Genomic DNA, 19,454 nt, shown 5'->3' with positions numbered 1-19,454 from the left:
TCTCGGCGGTACTGGGGGATGCTGCGCCAGAGGCTGATGTGACACGGTGGAGTGAAAGTGTCGCCAGTGGTGCACGGTATGCGACATTGTCGCACATTGGAGGTCTCGCAGGCCTTCGAGGGTTCGGGTTCTGGAATCCAACCTCTCGTAAGACGACATCCCGGTTTCGGGGACGGAATCACGACCTGGATTCCGGGTTCCACGGATTGCCCCACAGGGCGGGCGTTCCCGGTTCTACGATGAGCCCCATCATGGCCACTAGGTACTCTCCCACCATCCGGCGACGCCGCCTGTCCGCCGAACTCCGCCGGATCCGGCTCGCCGCGCGCAAGACCGGCGAAGAGGTCGCCGCCGACGCCGGTCTGTCCAAGTCCACCTACTCCAACATCGAGTCGGGGGTGAAGAAGAGGCCCACGGTCGCCGAGGTCAAGGCGGTCCTGGAAGTCTGCGAGGTTCCTCCCGGGCGTGAGTTCGACGAGATCCTCGACCTGTGCCGCCAGTCCCTGGAACGCGGCTGGTGGACCCGCTACCGCGACGTCCTGGCCGCGCGCTTCGTCGGCTTCGAGACCGAGGCGAGCGCGATCACCACCTGGCAGCCCCTCATGATCCCCGGGCTCCTCCAGGTGCCCGAGTACATGAAGGTCAACGCCCAGGCCTGCCTGGCCGGCCCCCAGGAGATCCGGCGGGCCATCGACGCCCGCATGACCCGTCAGCGCATCCTGGAGGACCAGGATCCTCCCCGGCTGTGGGCGATCTTCGACGAGGGTTCCCTCCTGCGTTTGAAGGACCACCCGCGGACCAAACGCGTCCAGGTCGAGCACCTCCTGGAGATGGCGCGGCGCCCCAACGTCACCGTGCAGCTGACCCGCGCGGACCGGCTCAACCCCGGAAGCGGTGGCTCGTGCGTGGTGTTGGAGTTCCCCGACCCCATCGACCCCACGGTCGTCTTCCTGGAGACCACCACCGACGGCATCTACCTGGAGGAGCCGGACGAGGTGGTCCGCTACCAGAACCTGGTGGACCACCTACGGCTGGTGGCCCTTCGCCCGGCGGAGACCCTGGAGTACCTCCAAGAGGTGCACCTGGACCCATGAGGACGGGGGCGCCCGACCGAGGTCGGACGCCCCCGTGGGGTTTCGTACGGGGTTCTCGGTGGGGATCAGCCGCCGAAGCCGGTCAGCTTCCAGATCCAGGAACCGATCACGGCACCGATGATGGGACCGACGATCGGGACCCAGGAGTAGCCCCAGTCCGAGGAGCCCTTGCCGGGAATGGGCAGCAGGGCGTGCGCGATACGCGGGCCCAGGTCACGGGCCGGGTTGATGGCGTACCCGGTGGGACCACCGAGGGACATACCGATCGCGAACACCAGCAGACCCACCATCAGCGGGGCCAGACCGTTGGCGAACAGGTCGGACAGCATGACGCCGCCCTCCGAGGACACCGCGTCGGCGTTGGCACCGATGCCGAGGATGCCCAGCAGCAGCAGCGCGGTACCGATGATCTCCGTGACCAGGTTGAGGAGCGGCTTGCGCACCGCCGGAGCGGTGGAGAAGACGCCCAACTTGGCGCCCTGGTCCTCGGTGTGCTCCCAGTGCGGGAGGTAGGCCAGGTACACCAGGACGGCACCGACGAAGGCACCCGCGATCTGGGCGGCGATGTAACCGGGCACCAGCGCCCACTCGAAGTCGCCGATGCTGGCCATGCCCAGCGTGACCGCCGGGTTGATGTGGGCGCCGCTGGTGGTGCCGACGACGTAGATGGCCATCGTGACCGCCATGCCCCAGCCGAACGTCACGACGATCCAGCCCGCGTTGAGGGCCTTGGACCGGGCTAGAGAGACACCCGCGACGACACCACAGCCGAGCAGGGTGAGGATCGCGGTTCCGATGAATTCTGCGAGATAGACCATGGGGATCTCCGCCCCCTTGGCGGGGGCAGCCGGGTCACGGGTGTCACCTGGCCGGTGTGGCGTGAACCGCAGCGGATTCGCGCCTACACGGGCATAATCGGACACACCCGTCACATTTGAATGGGGAGTGGGCACCTGGTCGGTGCCCTGGATCCGCGCCCCAAGGGTTCCAGTTCGCTCTGTCCCCTTGGGGCGCGGTCACGCGTGTGGTGCGGGACGGCTGACGTCCGCCCGTACGCTTCAGGCGTTCTCGTGCTCGACCCAGCCCAGGGTGCGCTCGACGGCCTTGTTCCAGTTGTGGTACTCGCGTTCACGAACCGACGAATCCATCTTCGGGTTCCATTCGGCGGCCTTGTGCCAGTTGGCGCGCAGCGTCTCGATGTCGGGCCAGTAACCCACGGCCAGACCGGCCGCGTAGGCCGCGCCCAGACACGTGGTCTCGGCGACCATCGGACGCACCACCTCGGCGTCGAGCACGTCGGACAGGATCTGCATGAGCAGGTTGTCCGCGGTCATGCCGCCGTCGACCTTCAGGGTGGTCAGATCGATCTGCGAGTCGGCGTTCATGGCGTCGACGACCTCGCGGGTCTGCCAGGCCGAGGCCTCCAGGACGGCGCGCGCGATGTGACCCTTGTTCACGTAACCGGTCAGGCCGGCGATGACGCCGCGGGCGTCGCTGCGCCAGTGCGGGGCGAACAGGCCGGAGAAGGCCGGAACGATGTAGCAACCGCCGTTGTCGTCCACGGTGCGGGCCAGGGTCTCGATCTCCGGAGCGGAGGAGATCAGGCCGAGGCTGTCGCGCAGCCACTGCACCAGGGAGCCGGTGACCGCGATGGAGCCCTCCAGCGCGTACACCGCCGGGGTGTCCCCGATCTTGTAGCCGAGGGTGGTGAGCAGCCCGTTCTCGGACTTGATGGGCTTGGTGCCGGTGTTCATGACCAGGAACGTGCCGGTGCCGTAGGTGCCCTTGACGTCGCCCGGGTCGAAGCAGGTCTGACCGAACAGCGCGGCGTGCTGGTCGCCTAGTGAGGAGGCGACCGGGGTGCCGGCCAGGTAGCCGGTGGACTCGCCGTAGACCTCGGAGGAGGACCGGATCTCCGGCAGGAGGCTCGCCGGGATGTCCATGGCCGCCAGGATCTCGTCGTCCCAGGCCAGGGTCTCCAGGTTCATCAGCATGGTGCGGCTGGCGTTGGTGACGTCGGTGACGTGCTTGCCGGTCAGCTTCCAGATCAGCCAGGTGTCCATGGTGCCGAACAGCAGCTCACCGCGGTCGGCGCGCTCGCGGACCCCCTCGACGTTGTCGAGGAGCCAGCGGATCTTGGGGCCGGAGAAGTAGGTGGCCAGCGGCAGACCGCACTTGGGACGGAAGCGGTCCTGGCCCTCCTCACCGCCGAGTTCACGGGCGATCTCGTCGGTGCGGGTGTCCTGCCAGACGATCGCGTTGTAGACCGGCTCACCGGTCTCCTTGTCCCAGATCAGCGTGGTCTCGCGCTGGTTGGTGATACCGATGGCGGCGATCTGGTCGGGGGTGATGTCGCTCTTTTGCAGCGACTTCTGGACGACGGACTCGACGTTGGTCCAGATCTCCAGGGCGTCGTGTTCCACCCAACCCGGCTTGGGGAAGATCTGGCGGTGCTCACGTTGATCGACCGAGACGATGCGCCCGTCCTGGTCGAAGAGGATGCAGCGGCTCGACGTGGTGCCCTGGTCGATCGCGGCGATGTACTGCTGGCTCATCGGTCTCGCCTTCAGATGGACGTGGATGGGGACGGGGGGTCGGAACATGCGTTACAGCGGTCATCCCCGCATGGCGTACGACAATGACGTATGATTAGGCGTTAGTTTCGACTGTGTTTCCTTCCCATGTCAAGAGCGCGTGACGCAATCGTGTCGCGTGAGTCACAAGCCCTAGACCCCCACCATCTCAGGCGAAGGCGGACATCAGAAGAACCCCACTCCGGAAACCACGGTGAGCGGGGTTCGTCCGACGGGGTCGCAAGCGCGCTCGTGGCGGGCCTCAGTACGGGGTCACGCCCAGGTCGCGGGAGATCGCGCGAGCCGCGTCGCGGATGTAGGAGACCTGCTCCATGTCGGGGCGGCCGGCCTCGTCTCGCAGGCGCTCGACCGCGCCGCGCACCCCGATCGCGCCGACGGTCACTCCACGCCGGTCGCGGATGGGCGCGGCTATGGACACCTCGCCGTCGACGAGTTCCTCCACTTCCCAGCCCCAGCCCTGTTCGCGGATCTCGTCCAGACCCGCTTCCAGGTCGGCCATGGTGGTGACCGTATGGCGGGTGAAGGCGGTGAGTTCCACGGGGGAGTCGGTCTCCACCGCGGCCACGTCCTCGGGGACCGCCAAGGGGTCGAAGGCCATCAGGACCTTGCCCAGGGCGGTGGCGTGCAACGGCAGCAACGTGCCCACGTCCAGGGTCTGACTGGAGGAGTCGGGGCGGAAGACGTGGTGCACCACGAGCACCTGGTGCTTGTGCAGGGTGCCGATGCGCACGCTCTCCCCGCTTCGGGAGGCCAGGGTGTCGGCCCAGTTCAGGGCCCGGGTCCGCAGTTCGTTGCCGTCCAGGTAGCGGGTGCCCAGGCTGAGCATGCCCCCGCCCAGGCGGTAGCGACTCGACTCGGGGTCCTGCTCCACGAACCCCACGTGTTGCAAGGTGCGAAGGATGCCCAGGGCCGTGCCCTTGGGCAGTTGGAGGGATCGGGAGATCTCGGCCAGGCTCAGTCCCCGGGCGCCACTGGCCAGCAGCCGCAGGATAGCGGCGGCGCGTTCGATGGACTGGATTCTTCCCGGCATTGCGGTGCTACCACTCTCTAGTACGACAATGTCATACGCCAGATGCTACTACGCGATGTGACGCTCGACACCTGCCGGCCCCGGGTTCACGGCGGAGCCGGGCAAGTGTACCGAGGCTCCACCCCGCTGACCTGCGGCCGGGCCCGATCAGAGTTGGGCGACGGCCTTCGCGGTCGCCTTCGCCGCGTCCTCGACGTCGCTGTCGGTGATCTCCAGGCTCACGACCATCCGGATACGGTCACCGCCGCCCGTCGCGAGCACCCCCTGCGCGGCGAACGCCTCCACGTACCGACCGGCCTCGCCCTCGGGGGTGGTCACCAGCACCATGTTGGTTCGCGCCACCGCGTCCAGGCCGGGAAGCTCGTTCAGGAGTTCGGCCAGGCGAGCGGCCCGCTCGTGGTCCTCCACCATGCGTTCACGGTGATGGCGCAGCGCGTACAGGGCACCCGCGGCGATGACGCCCGCCTGACGCATACCGCCGCCGAGCAGCTTTCGACCGCGCCGGGCCCGCCGAATCGTGTCCGCGTCACCGGCCACCGCCGAACCCACCGGTGCGCCCAGGCCCTTGGAGAAGCACACCGAAACCGTGTCGAAGCCCTCGGCCACCACGGCCGGCCCCACTTCCAGGTGGGCGGCGGCGTTCCACAGCCGGGCGCCGTCCAGGTGCGCCCTCAACCCGTGGGCGTGCGCGAAGTCGGTCACGCGCCGCTGCTCGGCCAACGGGACCACCCGACCGGAGAAGGTGTTCTCCAACCACAACAGGGCGGGATCCGCGCGATGCACGTCGCCCAGCCCGGTGATCCACCCGTCGAGGAGCTCTTGGGCGGGGAACGGGTCGCCCGAGTACAGCCTCGGCAGGACCCGGGACAACACGACCGCCGCGCCCTGTTCGTCGCCGATGAGGTGGTGGTTCTCGTGCGCCCACACCTCCTCGCCGCTGCGGGCCGCCACCCACAGGCCCAGCTGGTTGGCCATGTGGCCGGAGGTGACGTAGAGGGCGGCCTCCTTGCCGAGCAGGGCGGCCGTCTCCTCCTCCAGTTCGCGGACGGTGGGGTCCTCGCCCCACACGTCGTCGCCGACCTTCGCCTCGGCCATGGCCAGGCGCATTTCCTTCGTGGGTCGGGTGAAGGTGTCCGAGCGCAGGTCGATCATGAGGGTCCCCCGGGGTGGCTGAGGCGGCCGCGGCGACGCGGAAGAGGCGGGTATGGCCACGACGATACTGGGCGACCCTTCGCGCCGGCCTACCCGCCCGGTGTGGATCAGCCCTCATCCGCCAGGCTCAGGGAGGTGTCGCCGTCGTGCAGGGCGTAGCGGCGATACCAGGAGTCCAAGGTTCGGGGGCCGTGGCCGTCCAGTCGGGCCATGACCTCGCGGGCGAACTCGACCGGTGCCGTCGCGGCGGCGGTGACCAGGTCACCGTCGGTGACGGCCAGCCGGGCCAGATAGCGGTGACCGCCCGCGTAGCCGGTGGTCGTGACCAGGTCCTGTCGGTACACCCCGGTGTGGTCCCGGTAGTCCAGGAGGCCCTCGCGTGCGAGGCCGACCGTGGCCGATCCGATCGCCCCGACCGGAACCCCGGCGTCCAGGAAGATGCCCGCGGCGGAGGCCAAGGGGGCCATGACCTCGGGGGAGTGGTCCCACGCTTCCGATCCGGGGAGCACCAGCATCGCGCTCGCGGAGGGGATGAGCTGCGGCAACGTGATGTCGGGGAGGAGGGTGAGGCCGCCGGCGGTGGTCACGGGCGCTCCGGTCAGGCCCACGGTGACGATTTCGCGGCTCCCGAGCCCGAGTGGACCCAACCCCGAACGCACGTGCGCGACCGCGTGGCCGTACTGCCAGTCGGCCATCTGGTCGTAAACAGCGAGGTGGAGGGAGGTGCGGAGCTCTGCGTTCATGGCAAGAGGTTGAAGTCTGGAAGGGCGGGGTGTCAATTTACGGATACCAGGGTTCTGGTGGCGGCTGCGCTCGCTTTCGGTTTTATTCGTGGGTGCCGTGAAAATACCGGTCTGGTGGTTCGGGTGGGAACTTGTCCAGATGACGGAGGGTGAGGAAGTAGGGATGAGGTGGAGGCCGGTAGGGGAAACGCCCGGCCGTGAGCGCGTGGTGCATGCGTGCTTCGGCGGATATCGGGGCTCTTCTGGTTCTTCCTGGCCGCCGATTTGAACGACAACCCATGGGCGAGTCTCTGACCTTTCCGGTCGCGCACACGAAAAAGGGCTCAGCAGACGCTGCAATGTCTCCTGAGCCCCACACGCCCTGAATTCCAAGCTGCGATTACTAAGAAAGCAGGATCAATGACGAATCCTGGAGGGCGAGGGTGTCCCGCTGTCGCGGGAGCGCGTGGCCGGCTGAGGGGTCAGTTGCGGATGGCGATGAGGATCGCGCTCGTCCACAGGGTGACGGCGGCGCTCACGCAGACGCCCGCGATGACCATTTCCAGGGCCGCGCCGGTGAGGACGGCGACGAAACCGGCGATCGCCAGCAGGCACAGGGCCGCCGCCGTCCAGAGGTACTGCCTCTGATCGAAGAGTGGGGCGAGGGGGAAGAAGTGCAGTCCCACGATCAGCGCGATCGTGGGCGGCAGGAAGATCAGCTGGTCGGTGCGCACCAGGGCGAACACCGCCGCCGCGATCAGAACGATCTGGGTGATGTTGACCACGCCCACCCAGCGGTTCCACGAACGTGGAAGGACGCGCTCGCGTCGTCGATGACCCTGGCTCGCGTAGCGAATCCCCTGGAGGATCACCAGGAGGGACACCAACGCGGACACGATCATGGCCAGGAGCGGGGCCTGACTCAGGTTCCCCCATCCCGCCACAGCCCAGATGAAGGCGAAGACGCTGAGGATGATGATCCCCTGGCGTCGGATCCGGTCGTCCAGGAGCTGAGGTTCTGTGGTCGCAGGCACGCGATCACCCTACGGGCGGAGCGTGTCGTTTCATTGCCGTGAGCAGGGCCGGTTCCGGCCGGCGCGTCCCGCGAGCACCGATTTCAGGCCTGTGACCTGCGTCTCCGTCACAGAACCTCACCTGTGTGTTCACAGGACCTCACAAATGGTATTACCATTCTCGGAGCCTGGTCCAAGAGCAGGTCAAGGCGGTACTCGGTGTCCGCCACGTCCCACCCCGCCCAGTGGAAGGCTCCGTCGTGGAGAACTTCGAACCCGTGTACGGCACGGGTCCCCTCCTCGGGATCGCGGCGGGCGCCATCGCGCTCCTGCTGTTCCTGATCATCAGATTCAAACTGCACGCCTTCATCGCGCTCGTGCTGGTCAGCGTGATCACCGCGCTCGCCGCCGGCATCCCGGTCGCCGGGGTGGTGCCCACCCTCCTGGACGGCTTCGGCGGAACACTCGCGAGCGTCGCCCTCCTGGTCGGCCTCGGTGTGATGATCGGCCGCCTGCTGGAGATCACCGGTGGCGCGGCCGTCCTGGCCGGTGCCCTCATCAAGCTGTTCGGCGAGAAGCGGGCCCCGCTGGCGCTGGGCGTGGCCTCACTGCTGTTCGGCTTCCCGATCTTCTTCGACGTCGGCCTCGTCGTGATGCTGCCGATCGTCTTCAGCGTCGCCCGTCGCGTGGGCGGCTCCGTGCTGCTCTACGCCCTGCCCACCGCCGGCGCCTTCGCGGTGATGCACGCGTTCGTCCCGCCGCACCCCGGTCCGGTCACCGCCGCCGTCGAGATCGGCGCCGACATGGGGCTGACCCTGCTCATCGGTGCCCTTCTGGCCATCCCCACCTGGTACCTGGCCAGCTACCTGTTCGGCCTGTGGGCGGGCAAGCGCTGGGAGCTCCCCGTCCCGGACGACATCATGTCCGACGGTGAGGTCAAGCACGAGAACCCGCCGCACCTGATGACCGTCATCAGCGTCCTCCTCCTGCCGATGCTGCTGATCTTCGCCAACACCGGTATCACCACCGTCGCCGCCACCGGCGCGGTGCCCGAGGAAGCCACGTGGGTGCAGGTCATGCGCCTGGTCGGTGAGACCCCCATCGCCCTGCTCATCACCGTCGTCTACGCGATGGTCGTGCTCAGCAAGGGCCGCTTCACGCGTACCAGGGTGGAGGAGATCGTGGGCGGGGCGCTCGGCCCGGTCTGCGCGATCATCCTCATCACCGGCGCCGGCGGCATGTTCGGCGGGGTCCTGCGCACCAGCGGTATCGGTGACGCCCTCGCCGACAGCCTGGATTCCACGGGCATGCCGGTCATCCTCGCGGCGTTCATCATCGCCCTGGCCCTGCGCGTCGCCCAGGGCTCGGCCACCGTCGCCATCACCACCGCCGCGGGCCTCATCGCCCCGGCGGTGCAGGCCACCTCGGGGCTGAGCTCCATCGACCTGGCCCTGATCGTGATCGCCATCGCCTCCGGAGCCACGGCCCTGTCGCACGTCAACGACTCCGGCTTCTGGCTGGTCGGCCGCTTCCTGGGCATGGACGTCAAGACCACGCTCAAGACCTGGACCGTGATGGAGACCCTGATCGGCTTCATCGGCTTCGGGCTCGCCTTCGGTCTGTCCCTGGTCCTGTAGGTGGAACGGGCCATGGTCGCCGGGCGACCCGAACGCGGCTCACCCCTGCGGGGGGCGGGTGTCCTTCAACGCGTCGGAGACCTCGGTGACGATGGCCCGCATCGCCGCCTCCGCCACGTCCGGCAGCCCGTCCCGGATGGCCTGCGCCACCGCCGTGTGCAGGCGCAACGCCTCCGGGCGCGGCTGGTGCGGCATCAGGTCGTAGGAGGTGCGGCCGACCAGGACCTCGGTCACCACGTCCGAGAGCCCGGCCAGCATCTCGTTGCCGGACAGTTCCAGGATGCGCCGGTGGAACGTGACGTCCAGGTCCATGAACGTGTCGAGCTTGCCGGCCCGACCGGTCAGTGTCATCTGTTCGGCCAGCACCACCAGCCGGGCCCGCTCGTCGGCGGGGCCGCGTTCGGCGGCCAGGGCCGCGGCGCCCGGTTCCACGGCCGCTCGCAGTTCGTTCAGGGATCGCAGCTGGTCCATGCGGGCGTCTCCGGCCAGGCGCCAGCGGATCAGCTGCGGGTCGAACACGCTCCAGTCGCGCCGGGGCCGGACCCGGATGCCGGTGCGGGGGCGACTGATCACCAGGCCCATGGACTCCAGGACCCGCACCGCCTCGCGGGCGACCGTCCGAGAGACCCCGAATCCATCTTCCAACCCGCTCAGCGTGAAGGTGTGACCGCAGGCGTACTCGCCCGCGGCGATCGCCGGGCCGAGCACCGCCAGCACCCGGTTGTGCAACGTGCGGTGCGTCGTGCCCATCGGCGGTCCCTCGTACTTCCCGGTTCTGCTGCTTCGGCCGCTATGGGCCGGGGGTCAGCCTGAAGCCTAACGGGAACGATTGATAACACTATTGGTGGTGCCGCCGAGTGGCGGGCCACGAGACGGAGAGACCATGCACTTTGTCTTCATGGGTGTGTCCGGTAGCGGCAAGACGAGTGTGGCCCAGCGGGTCGCGGTCCGTCTCGGGCTGCCCTTCGCCGAGGCCGACGACTTCCACCCCGAGGCCAACATCCGCAAGATGGAGTCGGGGGTGCCCCTGACCGACGAGGACCGTGGACCATGGCTGCGTGAACTGGCCCGCTGGATCGGTGCGAACGACGCCCTGGGCGAGTCCACCGTGATGGCCTGTTCGGCGCTCAAACGCGACTACAGGGACCTGCTGAGGGCCGGGGCCTCGGATGTGCACTTCCTCCACCTGCACGGAACACAGGAGGTGATCTGGGAGAGGCTCGACGCCCGAGAGGACCACTTCATGCCGTCGGGGCTGCTGCTCTCCCAGATGCAGACCCTGGAACGGCTCGGCCTGGACGAGGCCGGCCGGGAACTCGACGTGCGCGAGGACCTGGACACGCTGACATCGCAGGCCCTGGAGTACGTGGGGGAGCGGATGGGGGCCACGGGGGTCTGATCCGTCCCGCTCCGTTACGTCATGCCACGGCCACGGTCCGTTGTGTGGCATTACTCCACTTGTGCAGTGGGGCGCGGCACGCGACCCTGTTCGTCATGCAAGACTCCCAACCGTCCCCCACCGCCACCGCGTCCCGCCCCTTCAGCGTGGTGCCCCCGCCCCGGAAGAGCCTTCTGGCCCCGGCCCACCCGGGAGTGCGTCCCCCGCTGGACGTGCGTCAGACCTGTGTCCTGATGTTCGTCGCCGCGGCCCTGTACGGCCTGCTCGCCTACCTGGTCGGGAGCATGCTTTCCGAAGGCGTCCACGCGAGCGTGACGACCGAATTGTGGCTGCTGCTCGTGATGGCGGCCCTGGTCGGCCTCGGCCTGGTCGCGCTGGCACTGCCGGTCCGTCGAGCCGGTCACGTGCTCTGGCGGGCCTCCCAGATCGGTTCACTGTTCGCCTTCGGTACCGCGCTGTTCACGCTGTTCCTGGCGGCTTGGCTCGCCGACACCCCGCTGATGCTGGCGGGGACCGTGGCGGCGCTCTCCGCGATCGTCCTCAACATCGCGCTGTGGAGCACCAACGTGCGTCGCTGGTGCCACGAGTAGCACCAGGCCACTCCACTTCGACAAAGGGCCCGGCGGGTTTTGAACGAACCGTTCCCCGCCGGGCCTTCCCCATGTCCGGTCAGTCGTCCTCTTCGCCATCGGCCAGGACGTGCAGTCGGGCCAAGTGCTCGCCGTCGTCCTCGCCGTGACGGGCGACGTACACCTCCCGGGCCTCGTCCGCGACGTCGCCGATCTCGTCCTCGAAGCCGTAGTCGATGAGGTCGTCCAGGAGATCGAGTGCGCGATGGAGGGGATCATCCTCCTCGTCGTCATCCTCGCTCTTGGCGGGCAGGTGCGCGTTGACCAGGGACAGCACGACGGCGCGTGCCTCCTCGACCGCGCTCTCCGCGCCGGCGGCACCGCTCAGGCGGATGCGGGTGATGGGGTCCTCGTCGGCGATCAGCATGAGCTGTTCGGTGAGCCAGGCGCTGTCCTGACCTTCGAGGAACGCGGTGAGGGACGCGTCGTCCAGGGGTGTGTCCATTCGCAGATCATAGGACGCTCGAAGGGTCCTTGGTCCGAAACGGACACCATGTCGGAAAAGTTAAATCATCCTATGACCGGATAACTTTGAGGGAATGTACTGAAGCGAGTACTCAGGGTCATGGGATTCGGGTTTCCGTTGCACCCTTTAAGATCCCGAACAGTTGAACACCTGGACGCGAAAAACCGAGCTATGGATCACGGCACAGATCTGAAACGGTTGTATTAATACCCAGCCGTCTATCTTCCCAGGGGCTCGTGAACCGGTTTAGGGTCCACAGCAATCGTTCTGGGCCTCAACCCCACGTCCCCCTGAGGTGGACCACATGTTCACGAAGTCTTCCCGAAAGCCGCTCGGTCTCGTGGCCGTCGCGGCGTCGCTCACCCTGGTGGCGACAGCCTGTGCGGAGAGTGACCGCGGCTCCGGCGACGGCGAGCAGCCGTTCGTCTTCGGGGCCGCCGGTGACATCACGTCACTGGATCCCTTCCTCACCAACGACGGCGAGACCTACCGTTACAGCCGGCAGGTCTTCGAAACCCTTCTCGATCACGAATCCGGTGGTTCGGAAATCGTCGGCGGTCTCGCCGAGACCTGGGATCAGTCCGAGGACGGCACCGTCTGGACCTTCAACCTCCGCGACAACGTCACCTTCCACGACGGCGACGAATTCAACGCCGAGGTCGTCTGCGCCAATTTCGATCGCTGGAACAATCTGACCGGTGCCTACCAGAGCTCCAACCTGTCCTACTACTGGCAGTCGATCTTCGGTGGATTCGCCGAGCCCGACGAGGACTACAGCACCGGAGAATCCCGTTACGTCTCCTGTGACGCCGAGGACGAGCTCACCGCCGTCATCGAGATCTCCGAGTACTCCTCGATCTTCCCCGGTGGATTCAGCCTCGCCGCCTTCGGCATCATGAGCCCCACCACCCTGGAGACCATGGAGGGCCAGGAGGTCACCGGTGAAGAGGGCAACCTGAGCCTCCCCGACTTCGCCCAGAGCGCCGGCTCACTCGCCGGCACCGGTCCGTTCACCGTCGAGGAATGGAACCAGGACCAGGCCGAGGTCACCCTCAACCGGTACGACGACTACTGGGGCGACCCGGCGGGCTTCGAGACCATGATCCTGCGGAGCATCCCCGACGAGACCGCCCGCCGCCAGGCGCTGGAGGCCGGTGACATCCAGGGCTACGACCTGGTCGCCCCGGCCGACGTCGCGCCGCTGGAGGACGCCGGTTTCCAGGTGCCCACCCGTGACGTGTTCAACGTCCTGTACATGGCCTACCAGCAGGAGAGCCACGAGGCGCTCGCCGAGATGGAGGTCCGTGAGGCCCTCTCCCACGCGGTGGACCGCCAGCGCATCGTCGACACCATCCTCCCCGAGGGTGGCGAGGTCGCCACGCAGTTCCACCCGGACACCCTCGACGGTTGGTCCGAGGACGTGCGGACCTTCGACTACGACCCGGACAAGGCCCGCGAGATGCTCGCCGACGCCGGGTACGAAGACGGCTTCGACGTCGAGTTCTGCTACCCGACCGAGGTCACCCGCCCGTACATGCCCGCCCCCAAGGACATCTTCGACGTCATCACCGAAGACCTCCAGGAGGTCGGCGTCACCGTGGAGGCCACCCCCTACGAGTGGTCCGTCTACTCCGGCCAGGTCGACAGCGGCAACTGCCCGATGTACCTGCTCGGCTGGACCGGTGACTACAACGACGCCTACAACTTCATCGGCACCTGGTTCTCCACCCACAACGACGCGTGGGGCATGGACGAGGAAGAGCTCTTCGACAAGATGACCGAGGTGAGCACCAACCCCGACGAGGAAGAGCGCGTCGCCGGTTACCAGGAGCTCAACGAGATGGTCATGGACGCCCTGCCGGGGCTGCCCATCTCCAGCTCCCCGCCCTCGATCGCCTTCTCGCCCGACGTCGAGCCGCCCAACGTCAGCCCGCTGACGCAGGAGAACTTCGGCGAAGCCTCCTGGAAGTAGTACCTCCGCCGGGCCCGACCGCCACGCCGGTCGGGCCCGGCACCACGGGTGCCCCATGGCGGTGTCCCCCCGTCGCCGCACCTCCCCTGGGGCGATCCCCCGATCATCCGAACCTTCCACCACTGGCGAAAGGCGGCGAAGGTGCTGCGATTCATCGTCAGGCGACTCCTACAGCTCATCCCGACACTGGGTGGCCTGTCGATCCTGCTGTTCGTCTGGCTCCAACGGCTGCCGGGCGGGCCGGAGTACGCCCTCCTCCCCGACGACGCGACCCCTGAACAGCGTGCGATGCTGCGGCGGTCGCTCGGCCTGGACGAACCACTCATGGTTCAGTACCTGGCCTTCCTGCGCAGAATCGCCCAAGGCGACCTCGGGACATCGCTCCAGACCTCACGTCCGGTCCTGGACGAGTTCTTCCTCAGGTTCCCGGCGACGTTCGAGCTGGGCGTGACCGCGATCCTCATCGCCGTCATCATCGGACTTCCGCTCGGTTACCTCGCCGCGCGCCGCCGCGGCACCATCCTGGACTTCGCCGCCGTCGGCGGTTCCCTCCTGGGCATCTGCACCCCGGTCTTCTTCCTCGCGTTCATCCTCAAGGTGGTCTTCGCCGAGGGCATGGGGTGGTTCCCCTCGGCCTTCCGGCTCTCCCCGGGGCTCACCCGCACCGACATCACCGGATTCGTCGTCCTGGACGGTGTCATGACCCGTGAATGGGACGTGGTCTGGGACGCGCTCGCCCACCTGGCCCTGCCGGGGCTGGCGCTGGCGTCCATCCCGTTGGCCGTCATCACCCGTATGACCAGGGCGAGCGTCCTGGAGGTGATGGAAGAGGACTACGTGCGCACGGCCAACGCCAAGGGTCTGCACCGGACCACGGTCCGCACCCGCCACGTGCTGCGCAACGCCCTGTTGCCGGTGGTCACCGCCGTCGGTCTGCTCACCGGCAGCCTCTTCGCGGGGGCCGTCCTCACCGAGAGCGTGTTCGCCTTCCCGGGCATCGGTTCGTTCGTGTACATCGCCACCCAGGAACGCGACTATCCGGTCCTGACCGGGTTCATCCTGCTCATCGCCACCATGTACGTGTTCATCAACCTCCTGGTCGACATCTCGTACAGCCTCCTCGACCCGAGAGTGCGGGCCCAGTGATGCCTACGACACCGAGCTCCCAAAGCCCTTCCGAGACCGAAGAGAAGACGCCCCTCCACAAGCGCAAGGCCGCCAAGGTCGACCGGCTCGCCGAACTCATGGGCGACCGGGGCGACGACGGCCACGGTGCCGGGGTCTGGCGCGAGGCCTTCGGACGCATGCGGCGCAGCCCCATGGCGATCAGTGGCGCGATCATCGTCGTCGTGTTCTTGCTGGTGGCGCTGTTCTCACCGCTCATCGCCCCCTACAGCCCGACCTCACAGGCCTGGGGCAGCGAGGTCTTCCCCAACCGCAACGAGTTCGTCGGACCACGCGCCGAGAACTGGTTGGGCCTGGACCACCTCGGCCGCGACATGTTCTCCCGCATGGTGATCGGAGCCCGCCAGACCCTCATGGTCGGTGTGGTCGCCACCTTCGTCGGCTTCCTGTTCGGTGCCCTGCTCGGCGGCGTCGCCGGCGGCTGCACGGTCCTCGGTGGCCGGTGGGGGCGTCAGGTCGACAACGTCATCATGCGCGTCATCGACATGATGCTCGCGCTGCCGTCCCTGCTGCTGGCCGTCACCGTCGCCGCGCTCGTCGGACCCAGCCTGACCACCGTCATGCTCGCGGTCGGTATCGCCCAAATCCCGATCTTCGCCCGGCTGCTGCGCGGCGCGATGATCTCCCAGGGCAACCGCGAGTACGTACTGGCCGCGCAGGCCATGGGCGTGCGCAGCCACAAGATCGCCCTGACGCACATCCTGCCCAACTCCATGGGGCCGGTGCTCGTCCAGTCCACGCTCACCCTGGCGACCGCCATCATCGACGCGGCCGCCCTGTCCTACCTGGGTCTGGGCAACCCCGACGCGAACTTCCCGGAGTGGGGCACGATGCTCTCCGAGGCCCAACGGTTCCTGTCCAGCGCTCCGGCCCTGGCCGTCTACCCGGCCCTGGGCATCATCATCACCGCGCTCGGCTTCACCCTCCTGGGAGAGTCCCTGCGTGAGGCGCTCGACCCGAAGTTGAGGAAGTGACCATGAGTTCCAGCACGCCGCTGTTGGCGGTGGACGAGCTGTCCGTGGTGTTCCACCGGCGCGGGTCCGGTGAAACGCGCGCCGTCGACGGGGTCTCCTTCAGCCTGGAGGAAGGTCGAGTCACGGGTCTGGTCGGCGAGTCCGGTTGCGGCAAGAGCGTCACCTCCCTGGCCCTGATGGGGCTCCTCCCGGACCGCGGGGTCAAGGTCGGTGGCAGCGCCGTCATGCAGCTGCCCGACGGTGAGGTGGATCTGCTCCGCCTCTCCCAACGCCGCCTGCGGGACCTGCGCGGATCCCAGATGGCGATGATCTTCCAGGACCCGCTCAGCTCGCTCAACCCGGTGGTTCCCATCGGCCTGCAGGTCACCGAGATCCTCAAGCGACACCGGGGGATACGCGGGGCCGTCGCCCGCAAGGAGGCCGCCGACCTGCTGTACCGGGTGGGCATCCCCGATCCCACTCGACGGCTCAACGAGTACCCGCACCAACTGTCCGGTGGAATGCGCCAGCGCGCGCTCATCGCCATGGCGGTGGCCTGCAAGCCCCGCCTGATGATCGCCGACGAACCCACCACCGCCCTGGACGTCACCATCCAGGCGCAGATCCTGGAGTTGCTCAAGGACCTGGTCACCGAGGAGGGCACCGCCCTGCTCATGATCACCCACGACCTGGGCGTGGTGGCCGGCCTGTGCGACGACATCAACGTCCTGTACGCCGGGAGGGCGGTGGAGACCGCGCCACGCGAACCGTTGTTCGCCGACCCCACGCACCCGTACACCGTGGGACTGCTCGGGTCCATCCCGAGGCTCGACGCGCCACGAGGGGAGCCGCTCACCCCGGTGCGCGGTTCCGTCAACGACAACATCGCCTGGACGGACGGCTGCGCGTTCGCGCCCCGCTGCGACCACTACACGATGGAGTGCCTCCAGGGGCCGCCCCCTCTCGTGACCATGGCCGACGGCGCCGGGGGTGGTGGCGGTGGCGAGCACGTCCACCGCTGCGTCAATCCCATCGAGCACGCGGAAGTGGTGGACCGGGCCGTCCTGGACACCGCGACCGTTGCCGGCGAAGACGTGGGAGACGGCAGAGACGGCGAAGACGAGGAGGAGCGGGGATGAGCCTGCTGGAGATCAAGGACCTCAAGGTCCACTTCCCGATCAAGCGCGGCGTGCTCATCGACCGCACCATCGGGCACGTCCAAGCCGTCGACGGCGTTTCGCTGAGTATCGAGAAGGGCCAGACCTACGGCCTCGTCGGCGAATCCGGATGCGGCAAGACCACCCTGGGGCGAGCCGTCCTGCGCCTGAACCAGATCACCGACGGCGAAGTGTGGTTCGGTGGGCGCGACCTCGCCGGACTCGACCCCGAGTCCATGCGTCGCGAACGCGCCAACCTCCAAATGGTCTTCCAGGACCCGCTGGGCAGCCTCAACCCGAGGCAGACCATCGGCGCCATCCTCATGGAAGGGCTGGAGACCCACGGCATCGGCGGGCCCGAGGAGATCCCCGAAGGCACCACCGCCAAGGACCGCCGTCGACTGATCCAGAAGGATCGGGAGACCCGCATCGTCGACGCCCTGGAACGGGTGGGCCTGTCCGCCAAGGCGCTCAAGCGCTACCCGCACGAGTTCTCCGGCGGCCAGCGCCAGCGCATCGGCATCGCCCGCGCGCTGGTCCTGCAACCGGACCTCATCATCTGCGACGAACCGGTGTCCGCCCTGGACGTGTCCATCCAGGCGCAGGTGCTCAACCTCTTGGAGGAACTCCAGGAGGAGATGGGGCTGACGTACCTGGTGATCGCCCACGACCTCGCGGTCGTGCGGCACGTCAGCGACGTCGTAGGGGTGATGTACCTGGGTTCACTGGTGGAAGAGGCCACCAGCGACGAGATGTACGAGACCCCGATGCACCCCTACACCCGTTCGCTGATGTCGGCGGTGCCGGTTCCCGACCCCACGGTCGAGGATTCCCGTGAGCGGATCCTGCTCGCCGGTGACCTGCCCTCGCCGGCGAACCCGCCGACCGGCTGCCGGTTCCACACCCGGTGCCCCTGGCGCCAGGAGGAGCTGTGCGACACCGAGCGGCCCGAACTGCGCCCGTTGAAGAGCGGTACCCACCGGGTGGCCTGCCACTACGCCGAGCAGATCCTGTCCGGTGAGATCCAGCCCAGCGAGGAACGGGCCGATCGGGTCGTGCACGGCGCGAGCTGAGCGAACGCGAACGCGCGGGTGTCCCGGTGTACCGGGGCACCCGCGCGTTCGTGTGCGTGGCGGGACGTCGCGGGATGTGGCGGGACGCGGCGGGGACGTGGGCCACGGGGAGTGGGAGGTGAGGACGGAAGACGGTCGGAAAGGGGGGTGGGGGATCGGAGGCTAGAGATCGGATTTTCCGCAAGGAAGGCGAGTTATCCACAGGCAGGGGAGTTCGGGGTGGTGGTGGGGTCGGTGGGCGTGATCCCATCGATCTTGGGGGAGCCGCTGGTTTCGCCGGTTTCGTGCTGCCCGGGGGTGGGTGGGTGTGGTGGGGATGGGGCGTGGGGTGCCTCAGGTTTTTGGTTCTTGGGGTTGGTGGGGGTGCTCGGGTGGATTGGTGGGGCGCCTAGGGTTTCTGGCTCTTTGGGGTGGTTGGGCGGGGTGGGGTGTGGGGTGGGGCGCCTCGGGTCGGGGCCCTGCTGGTGGCCTGGCGGGGTGGGGTGGGTTCTCCCTCCTTCCCCGCCGCGTGATTGTTGCCGCCCGCACCGCACGCGTCAAGGCGATGTCGGGTTCTGTGACGCTGTGGTTGGTGGCCTTGACCCGTACGGTGCGGGCGGCGGTTTGGCGGCTATCGGGGAAGGGGGGAGAGTGGTTGAGGTCCCAACGGCCCGGTGGGCCTTCGGCCCACTCCGGCCGCAGCCGGCCGGATGCCTTCCCTTCCCTCTGGTGTCCTCGTGGGCCGCGTCGCCACTACGTGACGGGTCCGGTCACGAAGTACCCGCTACAGGTCGGGCACGGGGCGGGGCGCGTCCCCGCGGTAGCCGGCTCTGGTCTTCACAGCGATGATCTTGCTCGTAGCGCCATGTTGGGCGCCCAACATGGCGCTACGGACAAGATCGTTTCTCTTCAGAGCCCCTTCCCTCGAATTCGCCAGGAGTGTCTCCGCGATGGGCGGATCCGGCCATAAGGAAAAGGGGGTTCGGGCAACCTGAAACAGAGGCTATCGCATAGCAGGAATGCCAGCTCCAGAATTCGACTAATAAACTCACAGGGAGGCCTGTCATTCTTGAGGGTGTTCGCATATAATCAGAGTATGAGCTTTCCTCCCCACACGCCGCGCCCGACCGGGAACACCCCGGTCGATAAGGCGATGGCGGGTGCGCGGGAGATGGCGGTGGAATTCTCCGGCCGGGATATCCCGTTCGGGTGCGAGGGCGATGTGCTCGCACAGTTCGGCCGCCTCAATCAGGAAACAGACCGGATCCGCTATGGGATGCTGCCCTCCCTGGCCCGTATGGAGGCCACCGGTGCCCTGTTGGAAGAGGGCGGCCAGCGCAGCATCCAGGCGTGGATCACCCACCAGTGGGGGACCTCTCCGGCCGAGGCCAAGAGCCTT

17 protein-coding genes and 1 pseudogene are annotated in these 19,454 nt (G+C 67.7%); 10 read left to right on the top strand and 8 right to left on the bottom strand.

The features are described 5' to 3' along the window. The first annotated feature begins 239 nt into the window (after positions 1 to 239). Positions 240 to 1,094, top strand: a complete 855-nt coding sequence (locus ABZ717_RS00090; protein WP_358503067.1) for a helix-turn-helix transcriptional regulator — start codon at positions 240 to 242, stop codon at positions 1,092 to 1,094. Between the two features lie 65 nt (positions 1,095 to 1,159). Here ABZ717_RS00090 and ABZ717_RS00085 read toward each other — a convergent pair whose 3' ends face one another. From ABZ717_RS00085 to ABZ717_RS00060, 6 genes are all read right to left on the bottom strand, one after another. Continuing rightward, positions 1,160 to 1,912 (bottom strand): MIP/aquaporin family protein, encoded by a 753-nt coding sequence (locus ABZ717_RS00085; RefSeq protein WP_358503064.1) that lies wholly within the window; start codon positions 1,910 to 1,912, stop codon positions 1,160 to 1,162. Between the two features lie 240 nt (positions 1,913 to 2,152). Then, positions 2,153 to 3,649, bottom strand: a complete 1,497-nt coding sequence (gene glpK / locus ABZ717_RS00080; protein ID WP_358503061.1) for a glycerol kinase GlpK — start codon at positions 3,647 to 3,649, stop codon at positions 2,153 to 2,155. Positions 3,650 to 3,929: 280 nt separating this feature from the next. Next, positions 3,930 to 4,718, bottom strand: coding sequence for an IclR family transcriptional regulator (locus ABZ717_RS00075; RefSeq protein WP_358503058.1), 789 nt, complete (start codon positions 4,716 to 4,718; stop codon positions 3,930 to 3,932). A 147-nt stretch (positions 4,719 to 4,865) separates the two neighbouring features. Next, positions 4,866 to 5,870, bottom strand: a complete 1,005-nt coding sequence (locus ABZ717_RS00070) for a GntG family PLP-dependent aldolase (RefSeq protein ID WP_358503055.1) — start codon at positions 5,868 to 5,870, stop codon at positions 4,866 to 4,868. Positions 5,871 to 5,977: 107 nt separating this feature from the next. Next, positions 5,978 to 6,613 (bottom strand): DJ-1/PfpI family protein, encoded by a 636-nt coding sequence (locus tag ABZ717_RS00065; RefSeq protein WP_358503052.1) that lies wholly within the window; start codon positions 6,611 to 6,613, stop codon positions 5,978 to 5,980. Between the two features lie 461 nt (positions 6,614 to 7,074). After that, positions 7,075 to 7,626, bottom strand: coding sequence for a hypothetical protein (locus ABZ717_RS00060; protein ID WP_358503049.1), 552 nt, complete (start codon positions 7,624 to 7,626; stop codon positions 7,075 to 7,077). 239 nt (positions 7,627 to 7,865) lie between these two features. On the opposite strand from ABZ717_RS00060, the gene ABZ717_RS00055 reads away from it, so the two are divergent. Then, a complete protein-coding gene (locus tag ABZ717_RS00055; protein ID WP_067601591.1) occupies positions 7,866 to 9,242 on the top strand; it encodes a gluconate:H+ symporter in 1,377 nt (458 codons plus the stop codon). A 39-nt stretch (positions 9,243 to 9,281) separates the two neighbouring features. Here the strand turns inward: ABZ717_RS00055 and ABZ717_RS00050 are convergent, their stop codons facing one another. Further along, the gene (locus tag ABZ717_RS00050) at positions 9,282 to 9,992 is read right to left on the bottom strand and encodes an FCD domain-containing protein (RefSeq protein WP_358503046.1); all 711 of its coding nucleotides are present in this window, start codon (positions 9,990 to 9,992) and stop codon (positions 9,282 to 9,284) included. A gap of 133 nt (positions 9,993 to 10,125) precedes the next feature. On the opposite strand from ABZ717_RS00050, the gene ABZ717_RS00045 reads away from it, so the two are divergent. Continuing rightward, a complete protein-coding gene (locus ABZ717_RS00045) occupies positions 10,126 to 10,641 on the top strand; it encodes a gluconokinase (protein WP_358503043.1) in 516 nt (171 codons plus the stop codon). Positions 10,642 to 10,736: 95 nt separating this feature from the next. Next, positions 10,737 to 11,231 (top strand): hypothetical protein, encoded by a 495-nt coding sequence (locus tag ABZ717_RS00040; protein WP_223809158.1) that lies wholly within the window; start codon positions 10,737 to 10,739, stop codon positions 11,229 to 11,231. A gap of 79 nt (positions 11,232 to 11,310) precedes the next feature. On the opposite strand, the gene ABZ717_RS00035 is transcribed toward ABZ717_RS00040, so the two are convergent. Further along, on the bottom strand, positions 11,311 to 11,715 hold the full coding sequence (locus ABZ717_RS00035; protein ID WP_067601600.1) for a hypothetical protein: 405 nt from the start codon (positions 11,713 to 11,715) through the stop codon (positions 11,311 to 11,313). Between the two features lie 325 nt (positions 11,716 to 12,040). On the opposite strand from ABZ717_RS00035, the gene ABZ717_RS00030 reads away from it, so the two are divergent. The 6 genes and pseudogenes from ABZ717_RS00030 to ABZ717_RS00005 all read left to right on the top strand — a co-directional run. Next, positions 12,041 to 13,708, top strand: a complete 1,668-nt coding sequence (locus tag ABZ717_RS00030) for an ABC transporter substrate-binding protein (RefSeq protein ID WP_067601603.1) — start codon at positions 12,041 to 12,043, stop codon at positions 13,706 to 13,708. 141 nt (positions 13,709 to 13,849) lie between these two features. Further along, on the top strand, positions 13,850 to 14,854 hold the full coding sequence (locus ABZ717_RS00025) for an ABC transporter permease (RefSeq protein ID WP_067601606.1): 1,005 nt from the start codon (positions 13,850 to 13,852) through the stop codon (positions 14,852 to 14,854). Further along, entirely contained in the window at positions 14,854 to 15,867 is a 1,014-nt protein-coding gene (locus ABZ717_RS00020; RefSeq protein ID WP_358503039.1) for an ABC transporter permease, read from the top strand. The genes ABZ717_RS00025 and ABZ717_RS00020 overlap by 1 nt, the downstream gene beginning before the upstream one ends. A gap of 2 nt (positions 15,868 to 15,869) precedes the next feature. Then, a complete protein-coding gene (locus ABZ717_RS00015; RefSeq protein WP_358503037.1) occupies positions 15,870 to 16,985 on the top strand; it encodes an ABC transporter ATP-binding protein in 1,116 nt (371 codons plus the stop codon). After that, positions 16,982 to 18,076 (top strand): oligopeptide/dipeptide ABC transporter ATP-binding protein, encoded by a 1,095-nt coding sequence (locus tag ABZ717_RS00010; protein ID WP_358503034.1) that lies wholly within the window; start codon positions 16,982 to 16,984, stop codon positions 18,074 to 18,076. Before ABZ717_RS00015 ends, ABZ717_RS00010 begins: the two co-directional genes overlap by 4 nt. 1,075 nt (positions 18,077 to 19,151) lie before the next feature. Beyond that, a pseudogene (locus tag ABZ717_RS00005) lies at positions 19,152 to 19,454 on the top strand (HNH endonuclease); the annotation flags it as partial.

It is taken from the genome of Nocardiopsis sp. NPDC006832 (assembly GCF_040635885.1).
Lineage (GTDB): Bacteria > Actinomycetota > Actinomycetes > Streptosporangiales > Streptosporangiaceae > Nocardiopsis.
Note: the sequence above shows the minus strand (reverse complement) of the source record. Positions and strands in the feature narration are given on the sequence as shown.

Coding starts and splice junctions, on each gene's coding strand:
- ABZ717_RS00090 (WP_358503067.1), top strand. CDS start 240: ATGAGCCCCATCATGGCCACTAGGTACTCTCCCACCATCCGGCGACGC.
- ABZ717_RS00085 (WP_358503064.1), bottom strand. CDS start 1,912: ATGGTCTATCTCGCAGAATTCATCGGAACCGCGATCCTCACCCTGCTC.
- glpK (WP_358503061.1), bottom strand. CDS start 3,649: ATGAGCCAGCAGTACATCGCCGCGATCGACCAGGGCACCACGTCGAGC.
- ABZ717_RS00075 (WP_358503058.1), bottom strand. CDS start 4,718: ATGCCGGGAAGAATCCAGTCCATCGAACGCGCCGCCGCTATCCTGCGG.
- ABZ717_RS00070 (WP_358503055.1), bottom strand. CDS start 5,870: ATGATCGACCTGCGCTCGGACACCTTCACCCGACCCACGAAGGAAATG.
- ABZ717_RS00065 (WP_358503052.1), bottom strand. CDS start 6,613: ATGAACGCAGAGCTCCGCACCTCCCTCCACCTCGCTGTTTACGACCAG.
- ABZ717_RS00050 (WP_358503046.1), bottom strand. CDS start 9,992: ATGGGCACGACGCACCGCACGTTGCACAACCGGGTGCTGGCGGTGCTC.
- ABZ717_RS00045 (WP_358503043.1), top strand. CDS start 10,126: ATGCACTTTGTCTTCATGGGTGTGTCCGGTAGCGGCAAGACGAGTGTG.
- ABZ717_RS00040 (WP_223809158.1), top strand. CDS start 10,737: ATGCAAGACTCCCAACCGTCCCCCACCGCCACCGCGTCCCGCCCCTTC.
- ABZ717_RS00035 (WP_067601600.1), bottom strand. CDS start 11,715: ATGGACACACCCCTGGACGACGCGTCCCTCACCGCGTTCCTCGAAGGT.
- ABZ717_RS00030 (WP_067601603.1), top strand. CDS start 12,041: ATGTTCACGAAGTCTTCCCGAAAGCCGCTCGGTCTCGTGGCCGTCGCG.
- ABZ717_RS00020 (WP_358503039.1), top strand. CDS start 14,854: ATGCCTACGACACCGAGCTCCCAAAGCCCTTCCGAGACCGAAGAGAAG.
- ABZ717_RS00015 (WP_358503037.1), top strand. CDS start 15,870: ATGAGTTCCAGCACGCCGCTGTTGGCGGTGGACGAGCTGTCCGTGGTG.
- ABZ717_RS00010 (WP_358503034.1), top strand. CDS start 16,982: ATGAGCCTGCTGGAGATCAAGGACCTCAAGGTCCACTTCCCGATCAAG.